This is a genomic window from Burkholderia sp. SJZ089 (genome assembly GCF_007828315.1).
Lineage (GTDB): Bacteria > Pseudomonadota > Gammaproteobacteria > Burkholderiales > Burkholderiaceae > Burkholderia > Burkholderia gladioli.
In genome coordinates, this window is sequence record NZ_VIUM01000016.1 from 1 (window position 1) to 19,574 (window position 19,574).

Consider the following 19,574-nt stretch of genomic DNA (forward strand, 5'->3'; position numbering starts at 1 on the left):
CAGGCTGTAGTCGCGCTGCGTCCGCTTGATCCCTTGCCCCACTTGCCACCTCTTCGATTCGTCGAAAAAGTGTCAACCTATTTCAGGACGGGTCACCGAAATGAAAAAAGCCCTGCAAGTGCAGGGCTTTTTTCATGCCTGAATCGGCGAATTCTTTGGTGGGCGGTACTGGGATCGAACCAGTGACCCCTGCCGTGTGAAGGCAGTGCTCTACCGCTGAGCTAACCGCCCAAAGAGCCTTGAATTATGACGGGGCTTCGTTGCTGCGTCAAGCCTTATTTTCGTCTCATTCCATCCGGCGGGATGCGATCCGTGCCTTAGCAGTGCCGTAACGCGAATCGAGGCGTGATTCTAGCGTCATCGTTCACTTTTTTCCAGCGTTATTTTGCATGAATGTGAATTTGTCGCCGGAGCGCGGGATGGCGGAAGGCAGCCGGCGTCGAACCGATGGAGTCGAGCGCGTCAGGGCTGGCCGATCGGCATGCCTTGGCGAGGTGCGGGGAGGAGGGAAAGAGGGAAAAGCGGAAGGGAGAGGAGGCAACCCGTCCGCGCGGCGCCAATGCACCACGCGGACGAAGCAGGGAAGGCGATCAGCCCTCGGTCGGCGGCACGAAGCCGGCGGCCTGGTCGGCGCCGTCGCCGAAGAAGTACTTCTCGGTCTGCTTGACCAGGTACTGGCGCGCGCGCGGGTCGGCCATGTTCAGGCGGTTCTCGTTGATCAGCATCGTCTGCTGCTTGAGCCAGCCCTGCCAGGCTTCCTTCGAGACGCTTTCATAGATGCGTTTGCCGAGTTCGCCCGGCAGCGGCGGAAAATCGAGGCCTTCGGCTTCCTTGCCGAGCTTGGCGCATTGAACCATACGGGTCATCGTTGACTTCTCCTGTGATCGACTGGGGTGGCGCGCGTCGCGCCGCTCAGAGGTGCTTCATCAGCACGAGCGACTTGCGCTGCCAGTTATAGAGTTTGCGGCGGTCCTCGGGCAGGTCGTCGACGGTCGCCTTGACGAAGCCGCGCTTGAGGAACCAGTGTTCGGTGCGGGTGGTGAGCACGAAGATGCGCGTGAGGCCCCGCGCGCGGGCGCGCTGCTCGATGCGCTTGAGCAGGCGTTCGCCATCGCCCGAGCCCTGCGCCTCGGGCGCCACGGTCAGGCAGGCCATCTCGCCGATCTTCTCCTGCGTATACGGATAGAGCGCCGCGCAGCCGAACAGCACGCCATCGTGCTCAATCACCGAGAAGTGGTCGATGTCGCGTTCGATCTGGTGGCGGCCGCGCCGTACCAGGGTGCCGTCGGTCTCGAGCGGCTCGATCAGCGTGAGGATGCCGCCCACGTCGTCGGGGGTGGCCTCGCGCAGGCTTTCCAGGTTCTCGTACGAGATCATGGTGCCCACGCCGTCGTGCAGGAACAGTTCGAGCAGCACGCTGCCGTCCAGCGTGTAGGGCAGCAGATGCGCCCGTGCCACGCCGCCGCGGCAGCCGCGAACCGCGTGCTTCAGGTAGAAGGCCTCGTCGCCCTGCACGTTGCCGGAATCGAGCAGGTCGGCGGCCGCGTCGAGCGACATTTCGCGGACCAGTTCGCCCTCGCTGTCGAGCACGCCGGGCGCCTCGGTCAGGAAGATCAGCTTGTCGGCGCGCAGCGCGATCGCGGCGGCCGAGGCGACATCCTCCATCGACAGGTTGAAGGCTTCGCCGGTCGGCGAAAAGCCCAGCGGCGAGAGCAGCACCAGCTTGCGGCTGGCCAGCGAGTGGCGGATCGATTCGGCATCGATCTTGCGCACCACGCCGGTGTGCTGGAAATCGACGCCGTCGAGAACCCCCACCGGGCGCGCCGTGACGAAGTTGCCCGACACCACGCTGATGTGGGCATGCGCCATCGGCGAATTCGGCAGGCCCTGGCTGATCGCCGCCTCGATGTCCAGGCGCACTTCGCCGGCCGCCTCCTTGGACGACTCGAGCGCGCGCGCGTCGGTGATGCGCAGCCCGTGCGAGAACTCCGACTCCACCCCATGCAGGCTCAACTGCTCCTCGACCTGCGGCCGCGAGCCGTGCACCAGCACGATCTGGATGCCCATCGCCTGCAGCAGGGCGATGTCGGCGACCAGCGCGTTGAGCAGCCCCTGCTGCACCACCTCGCCGCCGAAACCGACCACGAAGGTGCTGTTGCGAAACTTGTGAATATAGGGCGCGACGGAGCGCATCCAGTCGACGAACTGGGCGTGGCTGATCGCGGTCGTGTCGACGGGCGACGGCGCCGGGGCGGCGGGGAGGTCGGTTTGGGAATTCATGGGCGGGATTATAATGCGCCCCCATGTCGAATGTACCCAAAAGCTCCGCACCGAAGCACCCGGATGCGCAGGCCGGCGAACGCGCGCAACCGGCCGCGTCCCCCGCGTCCCCCTCGCCGCAATCGCAGCCGCCGCGTCGTGCGCCGCAAGCCGCGCCCTCGGCGCCTTCTTCCTCCGCTCGAGACACCCGCCCGGGCCAGGCACAGCCCGAGCGGCCGCCGCGCGCGCCGCGCCAGGAGCGCGAGGCCGGCGCCGGCCAGCCGCGCCGCGAAGGCGCCGGCCCGCGAGACGGCCGCGCGCCGCGCGAAAGCCAGCCGCCGCACGAACCCCGCCAGGGCGGCCAGGGCAAGGACGATGCCCGGGGCCGCGAGGCGCGCGCCAGGGCCGAGGGCGGCGAAGCCCGCCCCCCGCGCGAACAGCGCGAGCCGCGTGAAGCCCGCGCGCCGCGCGCCGCGCGAGCGCCGGTGACGCCGAACCCGATCCCGCCGATCAGCTTCCCCGAAAGCCTGCCCGTCTCGGGCAAGCGCGAGGAGATCGCGCGCGCGATCGCCGCCAACCAGGTGGTGATCGTCTGCGGCGAGACCGGTTCGGGCAAGACCACCCAGTTGCCGAAGATCTGTCTCGAGCTCGGCCGCGGGCTCGGCGCCGGCGGCAAGGGCCTTATCGGCCACACCCAGCCGCGCCGGCTGGCCGCCTCGTCCACCGGCCGCCGCATCGCCGAGGAACTCGGCACGCCGTTCGGCGAGGTGGTCGGCTACAAGGTACGTTTTACCGACAATCTCGCGCCCGGCGCCTCGGTCAAGCTGATGACGGACGGCATCCTGCTGGCCGAGACGCAGACCGATCCGCTGTTGCGCGCCTATGACACGCTGATCATCGACGAGGCGCACGAGCGCAGCCTCAACATCGACTTCCTGCTCGGCTACCTGAAGCAGATCCTGCCCAAGCGCCCCGACCTGAAGCTGATCGTGACCTCGGCGACCATCGACGCCGAGCGTTTCGCGTGCCATTTCGGCAGCGAGGAGAAGCCGGCGCCGGTGTTCGAGGTCAGCGGCCGCCTGTACCCGGTCGAGATGCGCTACCGGCCGATCGCCGACGATCGCCCGGCCGCGATTCGCAACGCCGAGGGCGCCGCCTCCGGGCGCGACCGCCAGAAGAGTGCGCGCGAGGCCGAGCGCGACCTGATGGACGGCATCGTCGACGCGGTCGACGAGCTGTGCCGCGAGGGCCCCGGCGACGTGCTGGTGTTCCTGCCCGGCGAGCGCGAGATCCGCGAGGCGGCCGAGGCGCTGCGCAAGCACCATCCGCCGCATACCGAGATCCTGCCGCTGTTCGCGCGGCTCTCGGCGGGCGACCAGGAACGCGTGTTCAAGGCCTCGAACGCGCGCCGCATCGTGCTGGCCACCAACGTGGCCGAAACCTCGCTGACCGTGCCGGGCATCCGCTACGTGGTCGACACGGGGCTGGCGCGCGTCAAGCGCTATTCCTATCGCAACAAGGTCGAGCAGCTCCAGGTGGAGTCGATCTCGCAGGCGGCCGCCAACCAGCGTGCCGGCCGTTGCGGCCGCGTGGCCGACGGCATCTGCATCCGCCTCTACGAGGAAGCCGACTACCTCGCCCGCGCGCGCTTCACCGATCCGGAAATCCTGCGTTCCTCGCTGGCGGCCGTGATCCTGCGCATGAAGTCGCTGCACCTGAGCTCGATCGAGTCCTTCCCGTTCATCGAGCCGCCGCCGGGCCGCGCGATCGCCGACGGCTACCAACTGCTCAACGAGCTCGGCGCGGTCGACGACGACAACGCGCTGACCCCGCTCGGCCGCGAGCTGGCGCGGCTGCCGCTCGATCCGCGGGTGGGCCGCATGATCCTGGCCGCGCGAGACCAGCAGGCGCTGCGCGAGGTGCTGATCATCGCCAGCGCGCTGTCGGTGCAGGACCCGCGCGACCGGCCGATCGAGGCCCAGGAGCAGGCCGACCAGGCGCACCGCAAGTTCGCCGACGAGCGCTCCGAATTCCTGCAATGGCTGCGGATCTGGAGCTGGTTCGAGGAGGCGGTGGCGCACAAGAAGTCGAACCGGCAACTGGTGGACGCCTGCCGCGCCAACTTCCTCTCGCACCTGCGGCTGCGCGAGTGGCGCGACGTCCACAGCCAGCTGCTGACGGTGGTGCGCGAGCACGGCTGGCGCCTGAACGAGGTCGAGGCGACCTTCGAGCAGGTTCACCTGTCCTTGCTCACGGGCCTGCTGGGCAATATCGGCATGAAGGCCGACGACGAGCCGCACTACCTGGGCGCGCGCGGCATCAAGTTCCATTTGTGGCCGGGCTCGGCCCTGGTCAAGAAGGCCGGGCGCTGGGTGATGGCCGCCGAGCTGGTGGAGACCAGCCGGCTCTATGCGCGTTGCCTGGCCAGGATCGAGCCCGAATGGGTCGAGAAGATCGGCGCGCACCTGCTCAAGACCTCGCTCTCGGAGCCGCACTGGGAGAAGAAGCCGGCCCAGGTGAGCGCCTACGAGCGCGGCACGCTGTATGGCCTGATCATCTACAACCGCCGCCGCGTGGCATTCGGCCGGCAGGATCCGCGGCGCGCGCGCGAGCTGTTCATCCGCGGCGCGCTGGTGGACGGCGAATTCGATACGAAGCTCGCCTTCTTCGCCCACAACCGCAAGCTGCTGGCCGATATCGAGCAGCTCGAGCACAAGTCGCGCCGCCAGGACGTGCTGGTCGACGACGAGCTGATCCACGGCTTCTACGACCAGGCGATCCCCGAAGGCATCCACACCGGCGCGGCGTTCGAGCGCTGGTATCGCGACGAGGTAAGGAAGAGCGGCCAGCCCGAGGACAAGCTGCGCCTGCTGTACCTGTCGCGCGACGACCTGATGCGCCACGAGGCGGCCGGCGTGACCACCGACCTGTTCCCGAAGCGGCTGACCATGGCCGGCGTCGAGATGGGCCTGAGCTATCACTTCGAGCCCGGCTCGCCGCGCGACGGCGTGACCCTGCAGGTGCCGCTCTACGCCCTGAACCAGGTGGACGCGCGCCGCGCCGAGTGGCTGGTGCCGGGCATGCTCAAGGAGAAGGTGCAGTTGCTGCTGAAGTCGCTGCCGCAGAAGCTGCGCCGCCACTGCGTGCCGCTGCCCGAGTTCGCGGCCGGTTTCGTCGAGCGCGCGGGCGGCGAGCGCTTCGGCGCCGGCGCGCTGCTTGACGTGCTGATCGGCGATATCCGCAACCAGACGCAGATCGCCATGAAATCCTCGGATTTCAAGCTGGAAACGCTGGCCGCCCACCTGTTCATGAACTTCAAGGTGATCGACGAGCATGGCCGGCAGCTCGGCATGGGCCGCAACCTGGCCCAGTTGCGCGGCGAACTCGGCGCGCAGGCGCAGCAGCACTTCCAGAAGATCGCCGCGGCGGCCACGTTGGCGCCGGCCGGCGAATCGGCCGAGGGCGCCGAGCTGCGGCCGGCGCCGGCCGCGCCCGGCACCGGCGGGCGTTCGGCGCCGCCGCGCACCGCGCCGGCCACCGCCAAGGGCGCGGCCGGCGGCGCGGGCGAGGGCGGCCAAGGTGGGCAAGGCGCGCAGGGCGCGCAGGGCGGCGCGACCGCGCTCTACGAGAACCTCACCACCTGGAACTTCGGCAAGCTGCCCGAGCTGCTTGAAATCCGCCGGCGCGGCCAGACGCTGTTCGGCTATCCGGCCCTGGTCGATCGCGGCACGCATTGCGACGTCGAGGTGTTCGACTCGCCCGAGGAGGCGGCGCGCATCCATCGCGCCGGGCTGCGGCGCCTGTTCGCGCTGCAGTTGAAGGAGCCGATCAAGTACCTGGAGAAGAACCTGCCGGGCCTGCGCGAGATGGCGATGCAGTACATGACGCTGGGCTCGCAGGACGAGTTGCGCGACCAGTTGATCGACACCGCCCTGGATCGCGCCTGCCTGCAGGACCCGCTGCCGATCGACGACGCGGGCTTCCACGCGCGCCGCGACGAGGGCCGCAGCCGCCTGAACCTGCTGGCGCAGGAGATCGCGCGGCTGGTCGGCCAGATCCTGGCCGAGTACGCCGGGCTCGGCAAGAAGCTGGCCCAGGCCAAGCCCTTCGCGGCCGCCCATGCCGACATGACGGCGCAGCTCGGCGCGCTGGTCGGCAAGCGTTTCGTGATCGACACGCCGTACCCGCAGCTCGCGCACTTCCCGCGCTACCTGAAGGGGATCGCGATGCGCATCGACAAGCTGAAGGCCGATGCGGCCCGCGACGCGCGCCAGTTGGCCGAGTTCGCGCCGCTCAACCAGCAGTACCAGCGGGCCCTGTCGCAGCGCGGCGGGGCGGCCGATGCGCGGCTCACCGAGTTCCGCTGGCTGCTCGAGGAATTGCGCATCTCGCTGTTCGCGCAGGAACTTCGCACCCCGATGCCGGTCTCGGTCAAGCGGCTGCACAAGGTCTGGGAGTCGCTGCAGCGCTAGCGCAGTTCCGGCCGCGCAGGCGAATTCGGGCGGGCTGCCGGTCAACCGGACGTCCGCTCGAACGTTCTACAATGACGGCTGTTTCCCGACGTGAGTCTCCATGCGCAATTTCCTGTCCCTCGGTCGCGCCGCCCTGCTGTTCGGCGCGCTGACCGTCGCCGCGGCGCCCGCCGCCTTCGCCAATAACGTGATCGTGCTGAATTCGGCCGAGGCGACCCTGTCGTTGATCGACGAGCACTCGCACCAGGTGGTCGGCACGCTGCCGACCGGCAAGGAACCGCATCACCTGATGGCGACGCCCGACAATTCCTCGCTGATCGTCGCCAATTCGGTGTCGAACAGCCTGATGTTCCTCGATCCGCGTACCGGCGCGCCGCAGCGTACCGTGGAAGGCATCGACGATCCCTACCAGCTCGGCTTCTCGCCCGACCGCAAGTGGTTCGTGGCGGCCGGCCTGCGCCTGGACCGCGTCGACATCTACGGCTACGACGGCCAGAACGTCCACCTGGTCAAGCGCGTGCCGCTGCAGGTGATGCCGAGCCACCTGGCCTTCACCAAGGACAGCCGCACCGTGCTGGTGTCGCTGCAGGTGTCGGGCGAGCTGGCCGCGATCGACCTGCCGACCCAGACGGTCAAGTGGAAGATGAAGGTCGGCAAGGTGCCGGCCGGCCTGTGGATGACGCCCGGCGACAAGTACGTGCTGGTCGGCATGACCGGCGCCGACTACGTGGCGGTGGTGGACTGGCGCAACCAGAAGGTGGTCAAGACCATCCCGACCGGCAAGGGCGCCCACAACTTCCGCTCGCTGGCCGACGGTACCCACGTGGCGGTGACCAATCGGGTCGCGAACACCATCAGCATCATCGACGAGAACACGCTCACCAACGTCGGCGACATCACCGGCCTGCTGCCCGGCCCCGACGACATGGAGCTGTCGGCCGACCGCAAGACGCTGTGGGTGACCTTCCGCTTCGCCAAGAAGGTCGGCGTGATCGACCTGGCCAGCCGCCGCCTGATCCAGACGATCCCGGTCGGCCGCTCGCCGCACGGCATCTATTTCTACGATCGCGCGCCGGTGACGGCGCCCAACGGCGCCTGACGCCGGCCGGAGCACGCCGATGCTGCACATGATCGCCTCGATGCTCGATACCTTCGTGTCGAACCTGCAGACCTGGCTGTACGTCGATATCGTTCAGCCGCTGATGTTCAGGTTCGACCTGATGGACTACGACGAGGACACCTACGACGCGCTGTACTGGGTGATCGTCGGCGCGCTGCAGGTGGTGGCGATGTACCTGCTGCTGCGCCCGCTCGAGGCGCTGCGGCCGGTCGAGTCGTGGCAGCACCGCCGCGAGACGCGCGTCGACGTGCTTTACACCTTGATCGCCAAGCTCGGCATCTTCACGCTGTTCTTCTTCTTCGCGATGCAGCCCCTGTTCGACAATTTCCAGTCGTGGCTGCGGCTCAAGGGCGTCGCGAACCTCAATCTCGACACGCTGTGGCCCGGGGTGACCTCGCAGCCGCTGGTGGCCTTCCTGATCTATCTGGTGGTGCTCGATTTCGCCGGCTACTGGTATCACCGCTGGCAGCACCGGATCGGCGTGTGGTGGGAACTGCACGCGGTTCATCACAGCCAGCGGCAGATGTCGCTGTGGACCGACGACCGCAACCACCTGCTCGACGATCTGATCCAGGGCTGCTTCTTCGCCGCCATCGCGCTGGTGATCGGCGTGTCGCCCTCGCAGTTCGTGGTGCTGACGGCGCTCTCGAACTTCGTGCAGAGCGTGCAGCACACCAACGCGCGGCTGCCGTTCGGCTGGCTCGGCGAGCGCCTGCTGGTCAGCCCGGCCTTCCACCGGCGCCATCACGCGGTCGGCTACGGCCACGAAGGCACCGCCTACGGCTGCAATTTCGGCGTGCTGTTCCCCTGGTGGGACATGCTGTTCCGCACCGCGTCCTGGAACAAGACGCCCGAGCCCACCGGCATCCGCGAGCAATACCAGGGCGTGTCCTATGGCGATGGTTTCTGGTCCCAGCACTGGCTCGCGATGGTGCGCATCGCGCGGCGCCTGGCAGGGCGCAAGCCCGGCAAGCCGGGTGTCTCGGCCGGCACGGCCTGAGCGCCGCCGCCGGGCCTGCTGTACGACATACGACACGATTGTCCCCGCTTCCCGAAACCGCCCGGTTCTCCCGAATCCGGGCGGTTTGCTTTTGGGCGCCCCGGTGGTTCATCCCGAGCCGGCCCCGCCGCTTCGGCATTCCCATCCCGGCCCGGGCGCATCGCGGTTTTGCCGGCCGGGCGCGACGTGGTTTATGCTTGGGGCCGCCCTGATCCATTTCTCCCCTTATCCGCCCGCATGACCGACCTGCTGCGCTCCTTCGGCCGGGCTCTCGCGAGTGCGCTGCACCCGCGGATGCTCTGGCTCACGTTCGTGCCGTTCATCGTCGCCGCGCTCGGCTGGGGCATCGTGCTCTGGTTTGCCTGGCAGCCGCTGGTGGGCCTCGCGCGCGCCGCGCTCGAGGGCTTCGCGCTGACCGCCTGGATCTACCATTTCTTCGCCTCGATCGGCGTGCCGCAACTGCATGCGGTGGTGGCGCCGTTCCTGGTGGTGGCGGTGGCGATTCCGCTGATCGTGCTGACCGTGCTGCTGCTGATCGCCGCCATCTCGACGCCGGTGGTGGTCGCCCATCTGTCGCGGCGCCAGTTCGCCTCGCTCGAGCAGCGGCGCGGCGGCACCTGGTACGGCAGTGCCTTCAATTCGCTGTGGGCCGCGCTGGCCAGCATCGTGGTGCTGATCGTCACGCTGCCGCTGTGGCTGATTCCGCCGTTCTTCGCGCTGCTGCCGCCGCTGATCTGGGGCTGGCTGACCTATCGCGTGATGAGCTACGACGCGCTCGCCCAGCATGCCAGCGCCGAGGAGCGGCGCGCGCTGGTGCGCCGGCACCGCTGGCCGCTGCTGGGGATCGGCATCGCCAGCGGCCTGCTCGGCACGGTGCCGACCTTCATCTGGGTATCGTCGATCTGGACGATGGTGCTGTTCCCGTTCGTCGCGGCGGCGATGATCTGGGTCTACGCCTTCATCCTCGTCTTCTCGGCATTGTGGTTCGGTTTCTATTGCCTGCACGCGTTGCAGGACCTGCGCGCGGCCGCTGCCGCACCTTCCCAAGCATTGACGAGGCATCAATGAGCATCGGCATCATCATCATCGGCGACGAGATCCTGTCCGGTCGCCGTCAGGACAAGCATCTGGCGAAGATCATCGAACTGCTCGGCGCGCGCGGCCTCGCGCTCGACTGGGCCGAGTACGTCGGCGATTCGCGCGAGCGCATCACGGCGGCGCTCAAGCGCGCCTTCGCGGCCGGCGACATCGTGTTCTCGACCGGCGGCATCGGCGCCACGCCCGACGACCACACGCGCCAGTGCGCGGCGGCCGCGCTCGGCGTGCCGCTGGCGCTGCATCCCGAGGCGCGCGAGCTGATCGCCGAACGGATCCGCGAGATGCACGGCGACGCCGCCGCGCCGGTCGATTTCGAGTCACCGGAGAACCGCCATCGCTTCGAGATGGGCACCTTCCCGCAGGGCGCCGCCATCATCCCGAACGGCTACAACAAGATTCCGGGCTTTTCCTGCGGCGACGTGCATTTCGTGCCCGGCTTCCCGGTGATGGCCTGGCCGATGATGGAGTGGGTGCTCGATACCAAGTACCAGCACCTGCATCATGCGACGCCGTTTACCGAGCGCTCGGTGCTGGTGTTCGAGCTGCCGGAATCGACGCTGACGCCGCTGATGGAGCGCATCGAGCAGGATTTCGCCGGCGTGCGCGTGTTCAGCCTGCCCAGCGTGGGCGACGCCGAGCGCGGCGGCATCTATGCGCGCCGCCATATCGAGCTGGGCGTGAAGGGCGAACCGGAGGCGGTGGCGGCCGCCTTCGTGAAGCTGCGCGAGGGCGTGCATCATCTCGGCGGCGATATCGTCGAGCCCGAGGCGGCGCGCTGAGCCGCGGCACCGGGCGCCGCCGTCAACCGTTTCCCCGGCTTCGGCAGCCGGGCTTCCCCGCAAACGACACGGGCCGCATCTCGCGGCCCGTCATCGTGATGTCATCGCGCGGCCGGACGATGAGCCCGACCGCCTGCCACCTTCAAGCGCCGATCCAGGGCAGCTTGCGATAGCACCAGCCTTCGACCGTCTTCCGATGCCCTTGACCGTCCTTCGCGCCCTCGAAACCCTCGAGCACGTCGAACGCCTTCGTGTAGCCGGCCTGCGCGGCGGCCACCGCGGCCAGCTTCGAGCGCGCCGCGCTGCGGCACAGGAACAGCACCGGCGTGTCGGGCCCGGCCACCGCCTTCAACTGCTCGATGAAATCGGGATTCGGCACGCCGCCGGGATAGCGGGTCCATTCGATATGCGCGTACTGGCCGTCGCCGACCAGCGGGCGGCCGACCCAGTCGAGTTCGGCGCGGGTGCGCACGTCGACCAGGCGCACGGCCGGGTCCAGTTGCAGCAGTTCGAAGGCTTCGGCGGGCGGCAGGGCGCCGCCGTAGTTCAGCTTGCCTTCGACGCGGTGCGCGTCGGCGTGGGCATAGAGCTGTTCGAGCGTGGTCATGGCGAGACTCTCTGGTCGACTCAAACCGGCATTCTAGCGCGCGAGCCGCGCGGGTCGGGCCGCGAGCGCGCGTCTGCCTGCCGGTGGCGCGCAAAATCACCAAATCGGTGCGGAATCCGCCCTCGGGGACGGATCGGCATTATTTTGGTGCGTTTCTCTCGTTTTTGCCTATATTTGGTGCATCGAATGCGCCGAGCCGAGCCGGCCAAGCCCCGAAAGCGCGCGGGGCGGCCCTGTCCCGGCGCGGTTCGCCGCCCGCCGCGCCGAACTGGCGCATGGGTGGCATGGAAGCTGCTTTAGTAGCTCCGGTCAAGTCGGCCCCCTTGCTGCGCTCCAGCACCGAAGCCGATTCATCCGCTTAACGGAGGCGGTCCCAGTCCGCCGGATTTGTTCAATCAGGAGAAGAGGTTATGAGTAAAACCGTCGCCGACGTCATGCAGCTCGTGAAGGACGAGGACGTCAAGTTTGTCGATTTCCGCTTCACGGACACGCGCGGCAAGGAACAGCACGTGTCGGTGCCGGTGTCGGCTTTCGACGAAGACAAGTTCGAAAGCGGCCATGCATTCGACGGTTCGTCGATCGCGGGCTGGAAGGGGATCGAAGCGTCGGACATGTTGCTCATGCCGGATCCGGCCGCTGCCTTCGTCGACCCGTTCTACGAAGAGTCGACCCTGGTGCTGACCTGCGACGTGGTCGAGCCGGCCGACGGCAAGGGCTATGAGCGCGACCCGCGCTCGCTGGCCAAGCGCGCCGAAGCCTACCTGAAGAGCACGGGCATCGGTGACACGGCCTTCTTCGGTCCGGAGCCGGAATTCTTCATTTTCGACTCGGTCCAGTGGAACACGGACATGTCGGGCACCTTCGTGAAGATCAATTCCGAGGAAGCCCCGTGGTCGTCGGGCAAGGACTTCGAAGGCGGCAACACGGGCCACCGCCCGGGCACCAAGGGCGGCTACTTCCCGGTCGCGCCGGTCGACACGTTCCAGGACATCCGTTCGGAAATGTGCCTGCTGCTCGAGCAGATCGGCATCCCGGTCGAAGTGCACCACCACGAAGTGGCGGGCCAGGGCCAGAACGAAATCGGCACGAAGTTCTCGACCCTGGTCGAGCGCGCCGACTGGACGCAATGGCTGAAGTACATCGTCCACAACGTCGCGCATTCCTACGGCAAGACGGCGACCTTCATGCCGAAGCCGGTGGTCGGCGACAACGGCTCGGGCATGCACGTGCACCAGTCGATCTGGAAGGACGGCCAGAACCTGTTCGCGGGCAACGGCTACGCCGGCCTGTCGGAAACGGCGCTGTTCTACATCGGCGGCATCATCAAGCACGCCCGTGCGCTGAACGCGATCACCAACCCGACGACGAACTCGTACAAGCGTCTGGTCCCGCACTTCGAGGCACCGGTCAAGCTGGCCTACTCGGCACGCAACCGCTCGGCATCGATCCGCATTCCGCACGTGTCGAACCCGAAGGGCCGTCGTATCGAGACGCGCTTCCCGGATCCGATGGCGAACCCGTACCTGTGCTTCTCGGCCCTGCTGATGGCGGGTCTGGATGGTATCCAGAACAAGATCCATCCGGGCGAGGCCGCCGACAAGAACCTGTACGACCTGCCGCCGGAAGAGGATGCAAAGATCCCGACCGTCTGCGCGGGCCTGGACCAGGCGCTCGAGGCACTCGACAAGGATCGCGAGTTCCTGACGCGCGGCGGCGTGTTCACCGATGCGATGATCGACGCGTACCTGGGCCTGAAGGAACAGGAACTCGCGAAGTTCCGCATGACCACGCACCCGGTCGAGTTCGAGATGTACTACTCGCTGTAAGCGTGGCGATGGCGCTTCGTCACGTCATCGAGCGAAGCGCCGTCCTGCCGTCCGGTTTCCGGGAGCGAAAGCTTCCCGGCAGCCGGGCACACGCGAAGGGGACGGCGTTGGGCCGTCCCTTTTTCATTGCAGCGTTTCACCAGTCACGGGCGGGCATCCACGCAAGATGGTTCTGAAGAATCTGATCAAGGCCAGGGCAGGGCAGCCGGAGCGGCTGTCGGACGACGAGAGGCTGTTGCGCTCGGGGCTGCTGAACGGGCTCGAGGCGCTGCCCACGGTGGTGCTGGTGCTCGATCGCCGCACGCTGCGGATCGCCTTCGCGAACCCGTCGGCCGAGGCGATGCTCGACATCTCGCGCCGCCAACTGGCGCAGATGCCGTGGAGCGACCTGTTCCCGAACTCGACCGAGCTGGCGACCACCATCACGGCGATCGGCGAGGGCCGTTTCCAGGCCACCCATCTCGACACCGTGCTGGAGCGGCCGGGCCGCGAGGCGCTGCACGTGCATGCGATCGTCGGTTTCCTGGAGGGCGCGCCCGACTACGTGCTGGTCGAGCTGTTCGAGAACGAGCGACAGTCGCGCACCGACCGCGAGGAGCGGATCCACGACCTGACCGCGGTCAACAAGCACCTGATCCGCAATCTCGCGCACGAGATCAAGAATCCGCTCGGCGGCATCCGCGGCGCGGCGCAACTGCTCGAGTTCGAGCTGTCCGAGCGGGAGCGCGGCGAGCTGCGCGAGTACACGCAGGTGATCATCAAGGAATCCGACCGGCTGCAGACGCTGGTCGACCGGCTGCTGGAGCCGCATCGGCATCCGCACATCGTCGGCGACGTCAACGTGCACGAGGTTTGCGAGCGCGTGCGCGCCGTGATGCTGGCCGAATTCCCGCGCGGGCTGACCATCGAGCGCGACTACGACGTCAGCGTGCCCGACCTGCGCGGCGACAAGGAGCAGTTGATCCAGGCGCTGCTCAACATCGTGCGCAACGCCGCCCAGGCGCTGCGCGAACGCATCGCCCAGGGCGATGCGCGCATCGAATTGCGCACCCGCGTGGCGCGCAAGATCACGATCGGCAAGAAACTGTTCAAGCTGGCACTGGACTTGCACGTGATCGACAACGGCCCCGGCATTCCCGAGGACATCCGCGACCGGATCTTCTATCCGCTGGTGTCGGGGCGAGAGGACGGCAGCGGCCTCGGCCTCACGCTCGCGCAGACCTTCGTGCAGCAGCACGATGGGATGATCGAGGTGGAAAGCCGGCCGGGGCGTACCGAATTTCAGATTTTGCTGCCGCTCGATCATTGAGCGGCAGTGCAGCGACTCACCGATCCATCTGACCGACCTATGAAGCCGATCTGGATAGTAGACGACGACCAATCGATTCGCTGGGTGCTCGAAAAGGCACTCGCGCGCGACAGCTTCGCGACCCGAAGCTTCTCGAACGTTCGTGAGGCGCTGGCCGCGCTCGACCATGAATCGCCGCAGGTGCTGGTATCCGACATCCGGATGCCGGGCGGTTCGGGCCTCGAGCTGCTGCAGGCGATGCACGAGCGCATGCCGGGCCTGCCCGTCATCATCATGACCGCGTTCTCCGACCTCGACAGCGCGGTGGCGGCCTTCCAGGGCGGCGCCTTCGAGTACCTGGCCAAGCCCTTCGACGTCGACAAGGCGGTCGAGCTGATCCGGCGCGCGGTCGAGGAAAGCCTGCGCGGCGGCGTGCCCGACGACGACAAGCTCGCCGACGCGCCGGAGATGCTGGGCCAGGCGCCCGCCATGCAGGACATGTTCCGCGCCATCGGCCGGCTCTCGCACTCGGCCGCGACCGTGTTGATCACGGGCGAATCGGGCACCGGCAAGGAGCTGGTGGCGCGTGCGCTGCACCGCCATAGCCCGCGCGCGAACGGCCCCTTCATCGCGCTGAACACCGCGGCGATCCCGAAGGACCTGCTGGAGTCCGAACTGTTCGGCCACGAGCGGGGCGCCTTCACCGGCGCGCAGACCACGCGCCAGGGCCGCTTCGAGCAGGCCGAGAACGGCACGCTGTTCCTCGACGAAATCGGCGACATGCCCTTCGACCTGCAGACGCGCCTGCTGCGCGTGCTGTCGGACGGGCAGTTCTATCGCGTGGGCGGCCACAACCCGCTGCGCGCCAATGTGCGCGTGATCGCGGCGACCCACCAGAACCTCGAGTCGCGGGTGCGCCAGGGCCTGTTCCGCGAGGACCTGTATCACCGCCTCAACGTGATCCGGCTGCGCTTGCCGGCGCTGCGCGAGCGCAGCGAGGACATCCCGCTGCTCACGCGCCACTTCCTGCAGAAGAGCGCGCGCGATCTCGGCGTCGAGCCCAAGCGCGTCTCGGACGAGGCGCTCGCCTACCTGACCTCGCTGCCGTTCCCCGGCAACGTGCGGCAGTTGGAGAACCTCGCGAACTGGCTGACCGTGATGGCGCCGGCGCAGACCGTCGAGATCAAGGACCTGCCGCCCGACCTGGGCCCGGCGCAGGCCGCGCCCGGCGAGGGCGTGACGCCGGCCGCGGCGGCGGTCAGCAGCGATGCGCTGCCGGCCGGCACGAATGGCGCGATGGGCGGCGTGCTGCCGGGCGCGCCGATCGCCAGCGGCGCGGTGGCCGCGCCCGTGTCCAGCCATCCGGTCTGGGAGCAGGGCCTGCGCACCGAGGTCGCGCGGCTGCTGCGCGAGAACTCGGCCGACGTGATGGACGAGCTCGCGCGCCGCTTCGAGGCAGCCGTGATCCGCGAGGCGCTCGACTTCACGCGCGGCCGCAAGGTCGAGGCGGCCGAGCGGCTCGGCATCGGCCGCAACACCATCACGCGCAAGATCCAGGAACTGCACCTGGAGCCGTGATGCCGGACGGCAGACGCGCGGCGGCCCTGGCCGGCTGCCGCGCGTTCGCCGTTTCGCGAGATGTCGCGGCCGGCATGCTCGATGCGTCGCCGTGCGTGGTCGCTCGCGGTTTTCCACGCTTTTCATCGCGCACCGCGCGATCGGACATAATCGGGGTTTGCTCTCCAGCCGAACCACGATGTCCGATTCGTTCCACTGGCCCGACGGGCCGGATCCCTTCAAGTTCCTCGAATCGCTCGACAGCCGGCGCGCCCGCGCCTGGGTCGACGAGCAGAACGCGCGCACCCACGCCGCGTTGCGCCACGACGAAGCCTTCAACGCGCTCGCCGCGCGCCTGGCCAAGGCCTACCTGCCGCGCGAGCGGCCCGTGATCCCGGCGCGCTGGCGCGAGTGGGCCTACGACCTCTGGCAGGACGATCGCCATCCCAAGGGCCTATGGCGCCGCGCGCGCTGGGACGACTGGCGCGCCGGCAAGCCGGACTGGCAGGTGCTGCTCGATGTCGACGCGCTCGGCGCGCACGAGCGCGAATCCTGGGTGTTCGAGCACGACGCGATCCTCTATCCCGACGGCGATCGCGCGCTGCTGTCGCTGTCGCCGGGCGGTGCCGACGCGGTGGTGGTGCGCGAGTTCGACCTGGAGCGACGCTGCTTCGTCGAGGACGGTTTCCGGATCGACGAACCCGGCAATCACACCGTCGACTGGATCGATCGCGATACCGTCTACGTGAGCTGGGAGCGCGACGAGGACTCGACCACCGAGGCCGGTTATCCCTACGAGGTGCGGCGCTGGACGCGCGGCACGGCGCTCGACGAGGCGCCCGTGGTGTTCCGCGGCGAGCCCGACGACATCAGCGCCGGCGCGGCCTTCGATCCGATCGAGCAGCGCCATACCGCCTGGCGCAGCGTCGACTTCTTCGACCTGCATACCTACCGGCTCGACGCGGCGGGGGAGTGGCGGCGCTACGAGGTGCCCGCGCACGTGGTGGTCGGCTTCTGGCACGGCTGGCTGGTGCTGGAGCCGCGTCTCGACTGGGATTGCGAGGGCGTATTGCACGCCGGCGGTTCGCTGCTGGCGATCCGCGAGGATGCCTTCCTGGCCGGCTCTCGCAGCTTCACCACGCTGTTCGCGCCGGGGCCCTCGACCTCGGCCTGCAGCTGGACCCACACGCGCCACACGTTGATCGCGAGCTGGCTCGACGACGTGCGCAATCGCACCTTGCTCTGGCAGCCGCAACAGCAGGAGGACGGCGGCTGGACCTGGACTTCGCGGCCGTTCGCTTGGAGCGGTGAGGCCGAGATCGATCTCGAGCCGGTGGAGCCGACGCTGAATGACGAGGTGTTCGTCGACGTCGATACCTTTCTCGATCCACCCGAATGCTGGCTCGCCGATCTTGCCGACCAGGCCGAGGATGCCGCCGCGCGCCGCGTGCTGCTCGACCGGCCGCCCGTGCAGTTCGAGGCGAGTGGACTGGTGGTGCGTCGCGCGGTGGCGCGCTCGCGCGACGGCACCGAGGTGCCTTACACGCTGATCGGGCCGCGCGACGCGCTCGACGGTGAGACCGACGCGCAAGGTGTGACGCGGCACATCGCGCGCCCCTGCCTGTTGTCGGGCTACGGCGGCTTCGCGATTCCGAACCTGCCGGCCTACAGCGACGCGCTCGGCATTGCCTGGCTGGAGCGCGGCGGCGTGGCCGCCTTCGCGCATATCCGCGGCGGTGGCGAGTTCGGCTCGCGCTGGCACACCGATGCGCAGCGCGAACATCGGCAGCGCTCCTTCGACGACTTCATCGCGGTGGCCGAGCACCTGATCGACAGCGGCGTGACCACGGCCGCGCAGCTCGGCATCGAGGGCGGCAGCAACGGCGGCCTGCTGGTGGCGGCCTGCATGGTGCAGCGGCCCGAGTTGTACGGCGCGGTGCTCTGCCAGGTGCCCTTGCTCGACATGCAGCGTTACCCGAAGCTGCACGCGGGCGCGGCCTGGCTCGACGAATACGGCGACCCCGACGATGCACGGCAGGGCGCGGCGCTGGCCGCCTATTCGCCGTATCACCGCGTGCGCGCGGATCGCATGTATCCGCCCTTGCTATTGAGCACCTCGACGCGCGACGATCGCGTGCATCCCGCCCATGCGCGCAAGATGGCCGCGCGCATGCAGTCGCTCGGTCACGAACAGGTCTGGTACTGGGAGAACACCGACGGCGGTCACGGCAGCGCCGACGACCTGGAGCGCGCCGAATCGGATGCGGCCGATTTCGGCTTCCTCTGGGCGCACCTGGGGCCTGCGCCGGCAAAGGCGGGAAGCTGATAGACGGAGAGAAGGGCGGCGAGGAAACTCGCCGCCTGTCGCGCGCGCGGCCGGCATGGAACGCGAGCGCACGCGGAAAACAAAAAACCCGGCAACAAGGCCGGGTTCTTCGTCTGGCGAATCACGCAGCGGTCAACCGCGTGGCACATCGCCGGATGTGTTTGGTTGCGGGGGTAGGATTTGAACCTACGACCTTCGGGTTATGAGCCCGACGAGCTGCCAGACTGCTCCACCCCGCGTCAGAGAAAACAAAGTATAGGGGTATTACGCGTGTGTGTCAAACAATACCGAGAAAAAAATTTCACGCGCCCGGTGCGGACGGAACAATTCCTCTGCGCTGGTACACTCCCGTCGAGCCGGTCTGACCGCGCGGCAGCGCGGCCGGCCGGGCCATTCCGGCACCGCCCGATACACCACGGACACTCGATTCGATGAAGATCGCCACCTGGAACGTCAACTCCCTGAACGTGCGCAAACAGCACGTGCTCGACTGGCTGGCCACCAGCCACGCCGACGTGCTCTGCCTGCAGGAGCTGAAGCTCACTGACGACAAATTCCCGAAGGCCGACCTCGAAGCGGCCGGCTATCGCAGCTGGTTCACGGGCCAGAAGACCTACAACGGCGTGGCGATCCTGGTTCGCGACACGCTCGGCGTGGACGAGACCGATGTCGTGAAGAACATTCCCGGCTTCGAGGATACGCAGCAGCGCGTGATCGCGGCCACCGTCAACGGCGTGCGGATCGTCTCGGCCTATTTCCCGAACGGGCAGGCGCCCGATTCGGAGAAGTTCGTCTACAAGCTGCAATGGCTCGACGCGCTGCAGGCCTGGCTCAAGGACGAGCTGACGCGCCATCCGAAGCTCGCGCTGCTGGGCGACTACAACATCGCCCCCGAGGATCGCGACGTCCACGATCCGGCCAAGTGGGAAGGGCAGAACCTGGTATCGCCGCAGGAGCGCGCGCATTTCGCGGCGCTGCTCGAGATGGGCTTCGTCGATGCGTTCCGGCGCTTCGAGCAGCCCGAGAAGACCTTCACCTGGTGGGACTACCGGATGATGGGCTTTCGCCGCAACGCGGGCCTGCGCATCGACCACATCCTGCTGTCGCCGGCGCTGGCCGGGACGCTGACGGCCTGCGAGGTCGATCGCGTGCCGCGCACCTGGGAGCAGCCCTCGGACCACACGCCGGTGATCGCGACCATCGAGTGAAGGCGGGCGCGCCGGCGGCAGCGACGCCGGCCTG

At 68.1% G+C, this 19,574-nt stretch carries 13 protein-coding genes and 2 tRNA genes; 10 read left to right on the forward strand and 5 right to left on the reverse strand.

Annotation, left to right across the window (positions count from 1 at the left end; translation table 11 throughout):
* Positions 1–156: 156 nt before the first annotated feature.
* The 3 genes from FB600_RS26355 to argA all read right to left on the reverse strand — a co-directional run bounded on the left by FB600_RS26355 (position 157) and on the right by argA (position 2,280).
* Positions 157–231: transfer RNA gene (locus FB600_RS26355), tRNA-Val, on the reverse strand.
* 359 nt (positions 232–590) lie between these two features.
* Positions 591–866, reverse strand: a complete 276-nt coding sequence (locus tag FB600_RS26360; protein WP_013698775.1) for an oxidative damage protection protein — start codon at positions 864–866, stop codon at positions 591–593.
* A 46-nt stretch (positions 867–912) separates the two neighbouring features.
* Complete coding sequence (argA, locus tag FB600_RS26365) at positions 913–2,280, reverse strand: amino-acid N-acetyltransferase (protein ID WP_096750536.1); 1,368 nt, start codon at positions 2,278–2,280, stop codon at positions 913–915.
* Between the two features lie 23 nt (positions 2,281–2,303).
* Between argA and hrpA the strand changes: the two genes are divergently transcribed.
* From hrpA to FB600_RS26390, 5 genes are all read left to right on the forward strand, one after another.
* Positions 2,304–6,731 carry an ATP-dependent RNA helicase HrpA gene (hrpA, locus tag FB600_RS26370; RefSeq protein WP_145757644.1) on the forward strand — a complete coding sequence of 1,476 codons (4,428 nt, stop codon included), beginning with the start codon at positions 2,304–2,306 and terminating at the stop codon, positions 6,729–6,731.
* A 100-nt stretch (positions 6,732–6,831) separates the two neighbouring features.
* Positions 6,832–7,830 (forward strand): beta-propeller fold lactonase family protein, encoded by a 999-nt coding sequence (locus FB600_RS26375; RefSeq protein ID WP_017919207.1) that lies wholly within the window; start codon positions 6,832–6,834, stop codon positions 7,828–7,830.
* Positions 7,831–7,849: 19 nt separating this feature from the next.
* Positions 7,850–8,851, forward strand: coding sequence for a sterol desaturase family protein (locus tag FB600_RS26380; RefSeq protein ID WP_096750538.1), 1,002 nt, complete (start codon positions 7,850–7,852; stop codon positions 8,849–8,851).
* Between the two features lie 237 nt (positions 8,852–9,088).
* Positions 9,089–9,919: an EI24 domain-containing protein gene (locus FB600_RS26385; protein WP_047837377.1), complete on the forward strand. Its 831-nt coding sequence runs from the start codon at positions 9,089–9,091 to the stop codon at positions 9,917–9,919.
* Entirely contained in the window at positions 9,916–10,728 is an 813-nt protein-coding gene (locus FB600_RS26390) for a competence/damage-inducible protein A (protein WP_096750539.1), read from the forward strand. Before FB600_RS26385 ends, FB600_RS26390 begins: the two co-directional genes overlap by 4 nt.
* Before the next feature lie 142 nt (positions 10,729–10,870).
* Here the strand turns inward: FB600_RS26390 and FB600_RS26395 are convergent, their stop codons facing one another.
* Positions 10,871–11,335 carry a rhodanese-like domain-containing protein gene (locus tag FB600_RS26395; protein WP_013698768.1) on the reverse strand — a complete coding sequence of 155 codons (465 nt, stop codon included), beginning with the start codon at positions 11,333–11,335 and terminating at the stop codon, positions 10,871–10,873.
* Positions 11,336–11,745: 410 nt separating this feature from the next.
* Here FB600_RS26395 and glnA point away from each other — a divergent pair, with 410 nt between their 5' ends.
* The 4 genes from glnA to FB600_RS26420 all read left to right on the forward strand — a co-directional run bounded on the left by glnA (position 11,746) and on the right by FB600_RS26420 (position 18,332).
* The gene (glnA, locus tag FB600_RS26405) at positions 11,746–13,161 is read left to right on the forward strand and encodes a type I glutamate--ammonia ligase (protein ID WP_013698767.1); all 1,416 of its coding nucleotides are present in this window, start codon (positions 11,746–11,748) and stop codon (positions 13,159–13,161) included.
* Positions 13,162–13,327: 166 nt separating this feature from the next.
* Positions 13,328–14,470 carry a nitrogen regulation protein NR(II) gene (glnL, locus tag FB600_RS26410; protein WP_025099840.1) on the forward strand — a complete coding sequence of 381 codons (1,143 nt, stop codon included), beginning with the start codon at positions 13,328–13,330 and terminating at the stop codon, positions 14,468–14,470.
* Between the two features lie 39 nt (positions 14,471–14,509).
* A complete protein-coding gene (gene ntrC, locus FB600_RS26415; protein ID WP_098153820.1) occupies positions 14,510–16,027 on the forward strand; it encodes a nitrogen regulation protein NR(I) in 1,518 nt (505 codons plus the stop codon).
* A gap of 178 nt (positions 16,028–16,205) precedes the next feature.
* Positions 16,206–18,332 carry a prolyl oligopeptidase family serine peptidase gene (locus tag FB600_RS26420; protein ID WP_145757645.1) on the forward strand — a complete coding sequence of 709 codons (2,127 nt, stop codon included), beginning with the start codon at positions 16,206–16,208 and terminating at the stop codon, positions 18,330–18,332.
* A gap of 162 nt (positions 18,333–18,494) precedes the next feature.
* On the opposite strand, the gene FB600_RS26425 is transcribed toward FB600_RS26420, so the two are convergent.
* Positions 18,495–18,571: transfer RNA gene (locus tag FB600_RS26425), tRNA-Met, on the reverse strand.
* Between the two features lie 192 nt (positions 18,572–18,763).
* Here FB600_RS26425 and xth point away from each other — a divergent pair.
* Positions 18,764–19,540 carry an exodeoxyribonuclease III gene (xth, locus tag FB600_RS26430; RefSeq protein ID WP_096750542.1) on the forward strand — a complete coding sequence of 259 codons (777 nt, stop codon included), beginning with the start codon at positions 18,764–18,766 and terminating at the stop codon, positions 19,538–19,540.
* The last annotated feature ends 34 nt before the right edge of the window (positions 19,541–19,574 follow it).

What these genes read in the sequence shown, in the direction of transcription:
- glnL (WP_025099840.1), top strand. Translation starts at nt 13,328, where the DNA reads ATGGTTCTGAAGAATCTGATCAAGGCCAGGGCAGGGCAGCCGGAGCGG.
- xth (WP_096750542.1), top strand. Translation starts at nt 18,764, where the DNA reads ATGAAGATCGCCACCTGGAACGTCAACTCCCTGAACGTGCGCAAACAG.
- ntrC (WP_098153820.1), top strand. Translation starts at nt 14,510, where the DNA reads ATGAAGCCGATCTGGATAGTAGACGACGACCAATCGATTCGCTGGGTG.
- FB600_RS26380 (WP_096750538.1), top strand. Translation starts at nt 7,850, where the DNA reads ATGCTGCACATGATCGCCTCGATGCTCGATACCTTCGTGTCGAACCTG.
- glnA (WP_013698767.1), top strand. Translation starts at nt 11,746, where the DNA reads ATGAGTAAAACCGTCGCCGACGTCATGCAGCTCGTGAAGGACGAGGAC.
- hrpA (WP_145757644.1), top strand. Translation starts at nt 2,304, where the DNA reads ATGTCGAATGTACCCAAAAGCTCCGCACCGAAGCACCCGGATGCGCAG.
- FB600_RS26420 (WP_145757645.1), top strand. Translation starts at nt 16,206, where the DNA reads ATGTCCGATTCGTTCCACTGGCCCGACGGGCCGGATCCCTTCAAGTTC.
- FB600_RS26395 (WP_013698768.1), bottom strand. Translation starts at nt 11,335, where the DNA reads ATGACCACGCTCGAACAGCTCTATGCCCACGCCGACGCGCACCGCGTC.
- FB600_RS26360 (WP_013698775.1), bottom strand. Translation starts at nt 866, where the DNA reads ATGACCCGTATGGTTCAATGCGCCAAGCTCGGCAAGGAAGCCGAAGGC.
- FB600_RS26390 (WP_096750539.1), top strand. Translation starts at nt 9,916, where the DNA reads ATGAGCATCGGCATCATCATCATCGGCGACGAGATCCTGTCCGGTCGC.
- argA (WP_096750536.1), bottom strand. Translation starts at nt 2,280, where the DNA reads ATGAATTCCCAAACCGACCTCCCCGCCGCCCCGGCGCCGTCGCCCGTC.
- FB600_RS26375 (WP_017919207.1), top strand. Translation starts at nt 6,832, where the DNA reads ATGCGCAATTTCCTGTCCCTCGGTCGCGCCGCCCTGCTGTTCGGCGCG.
- FB600_RS26385 (WP_047837377.1), top strand. Translation starts at nt 9,089, where the DNA reads ATGACCGACCTGCTGCGCTCCTTCGGCCGGGCTCTCGCGAGTGCGCTG.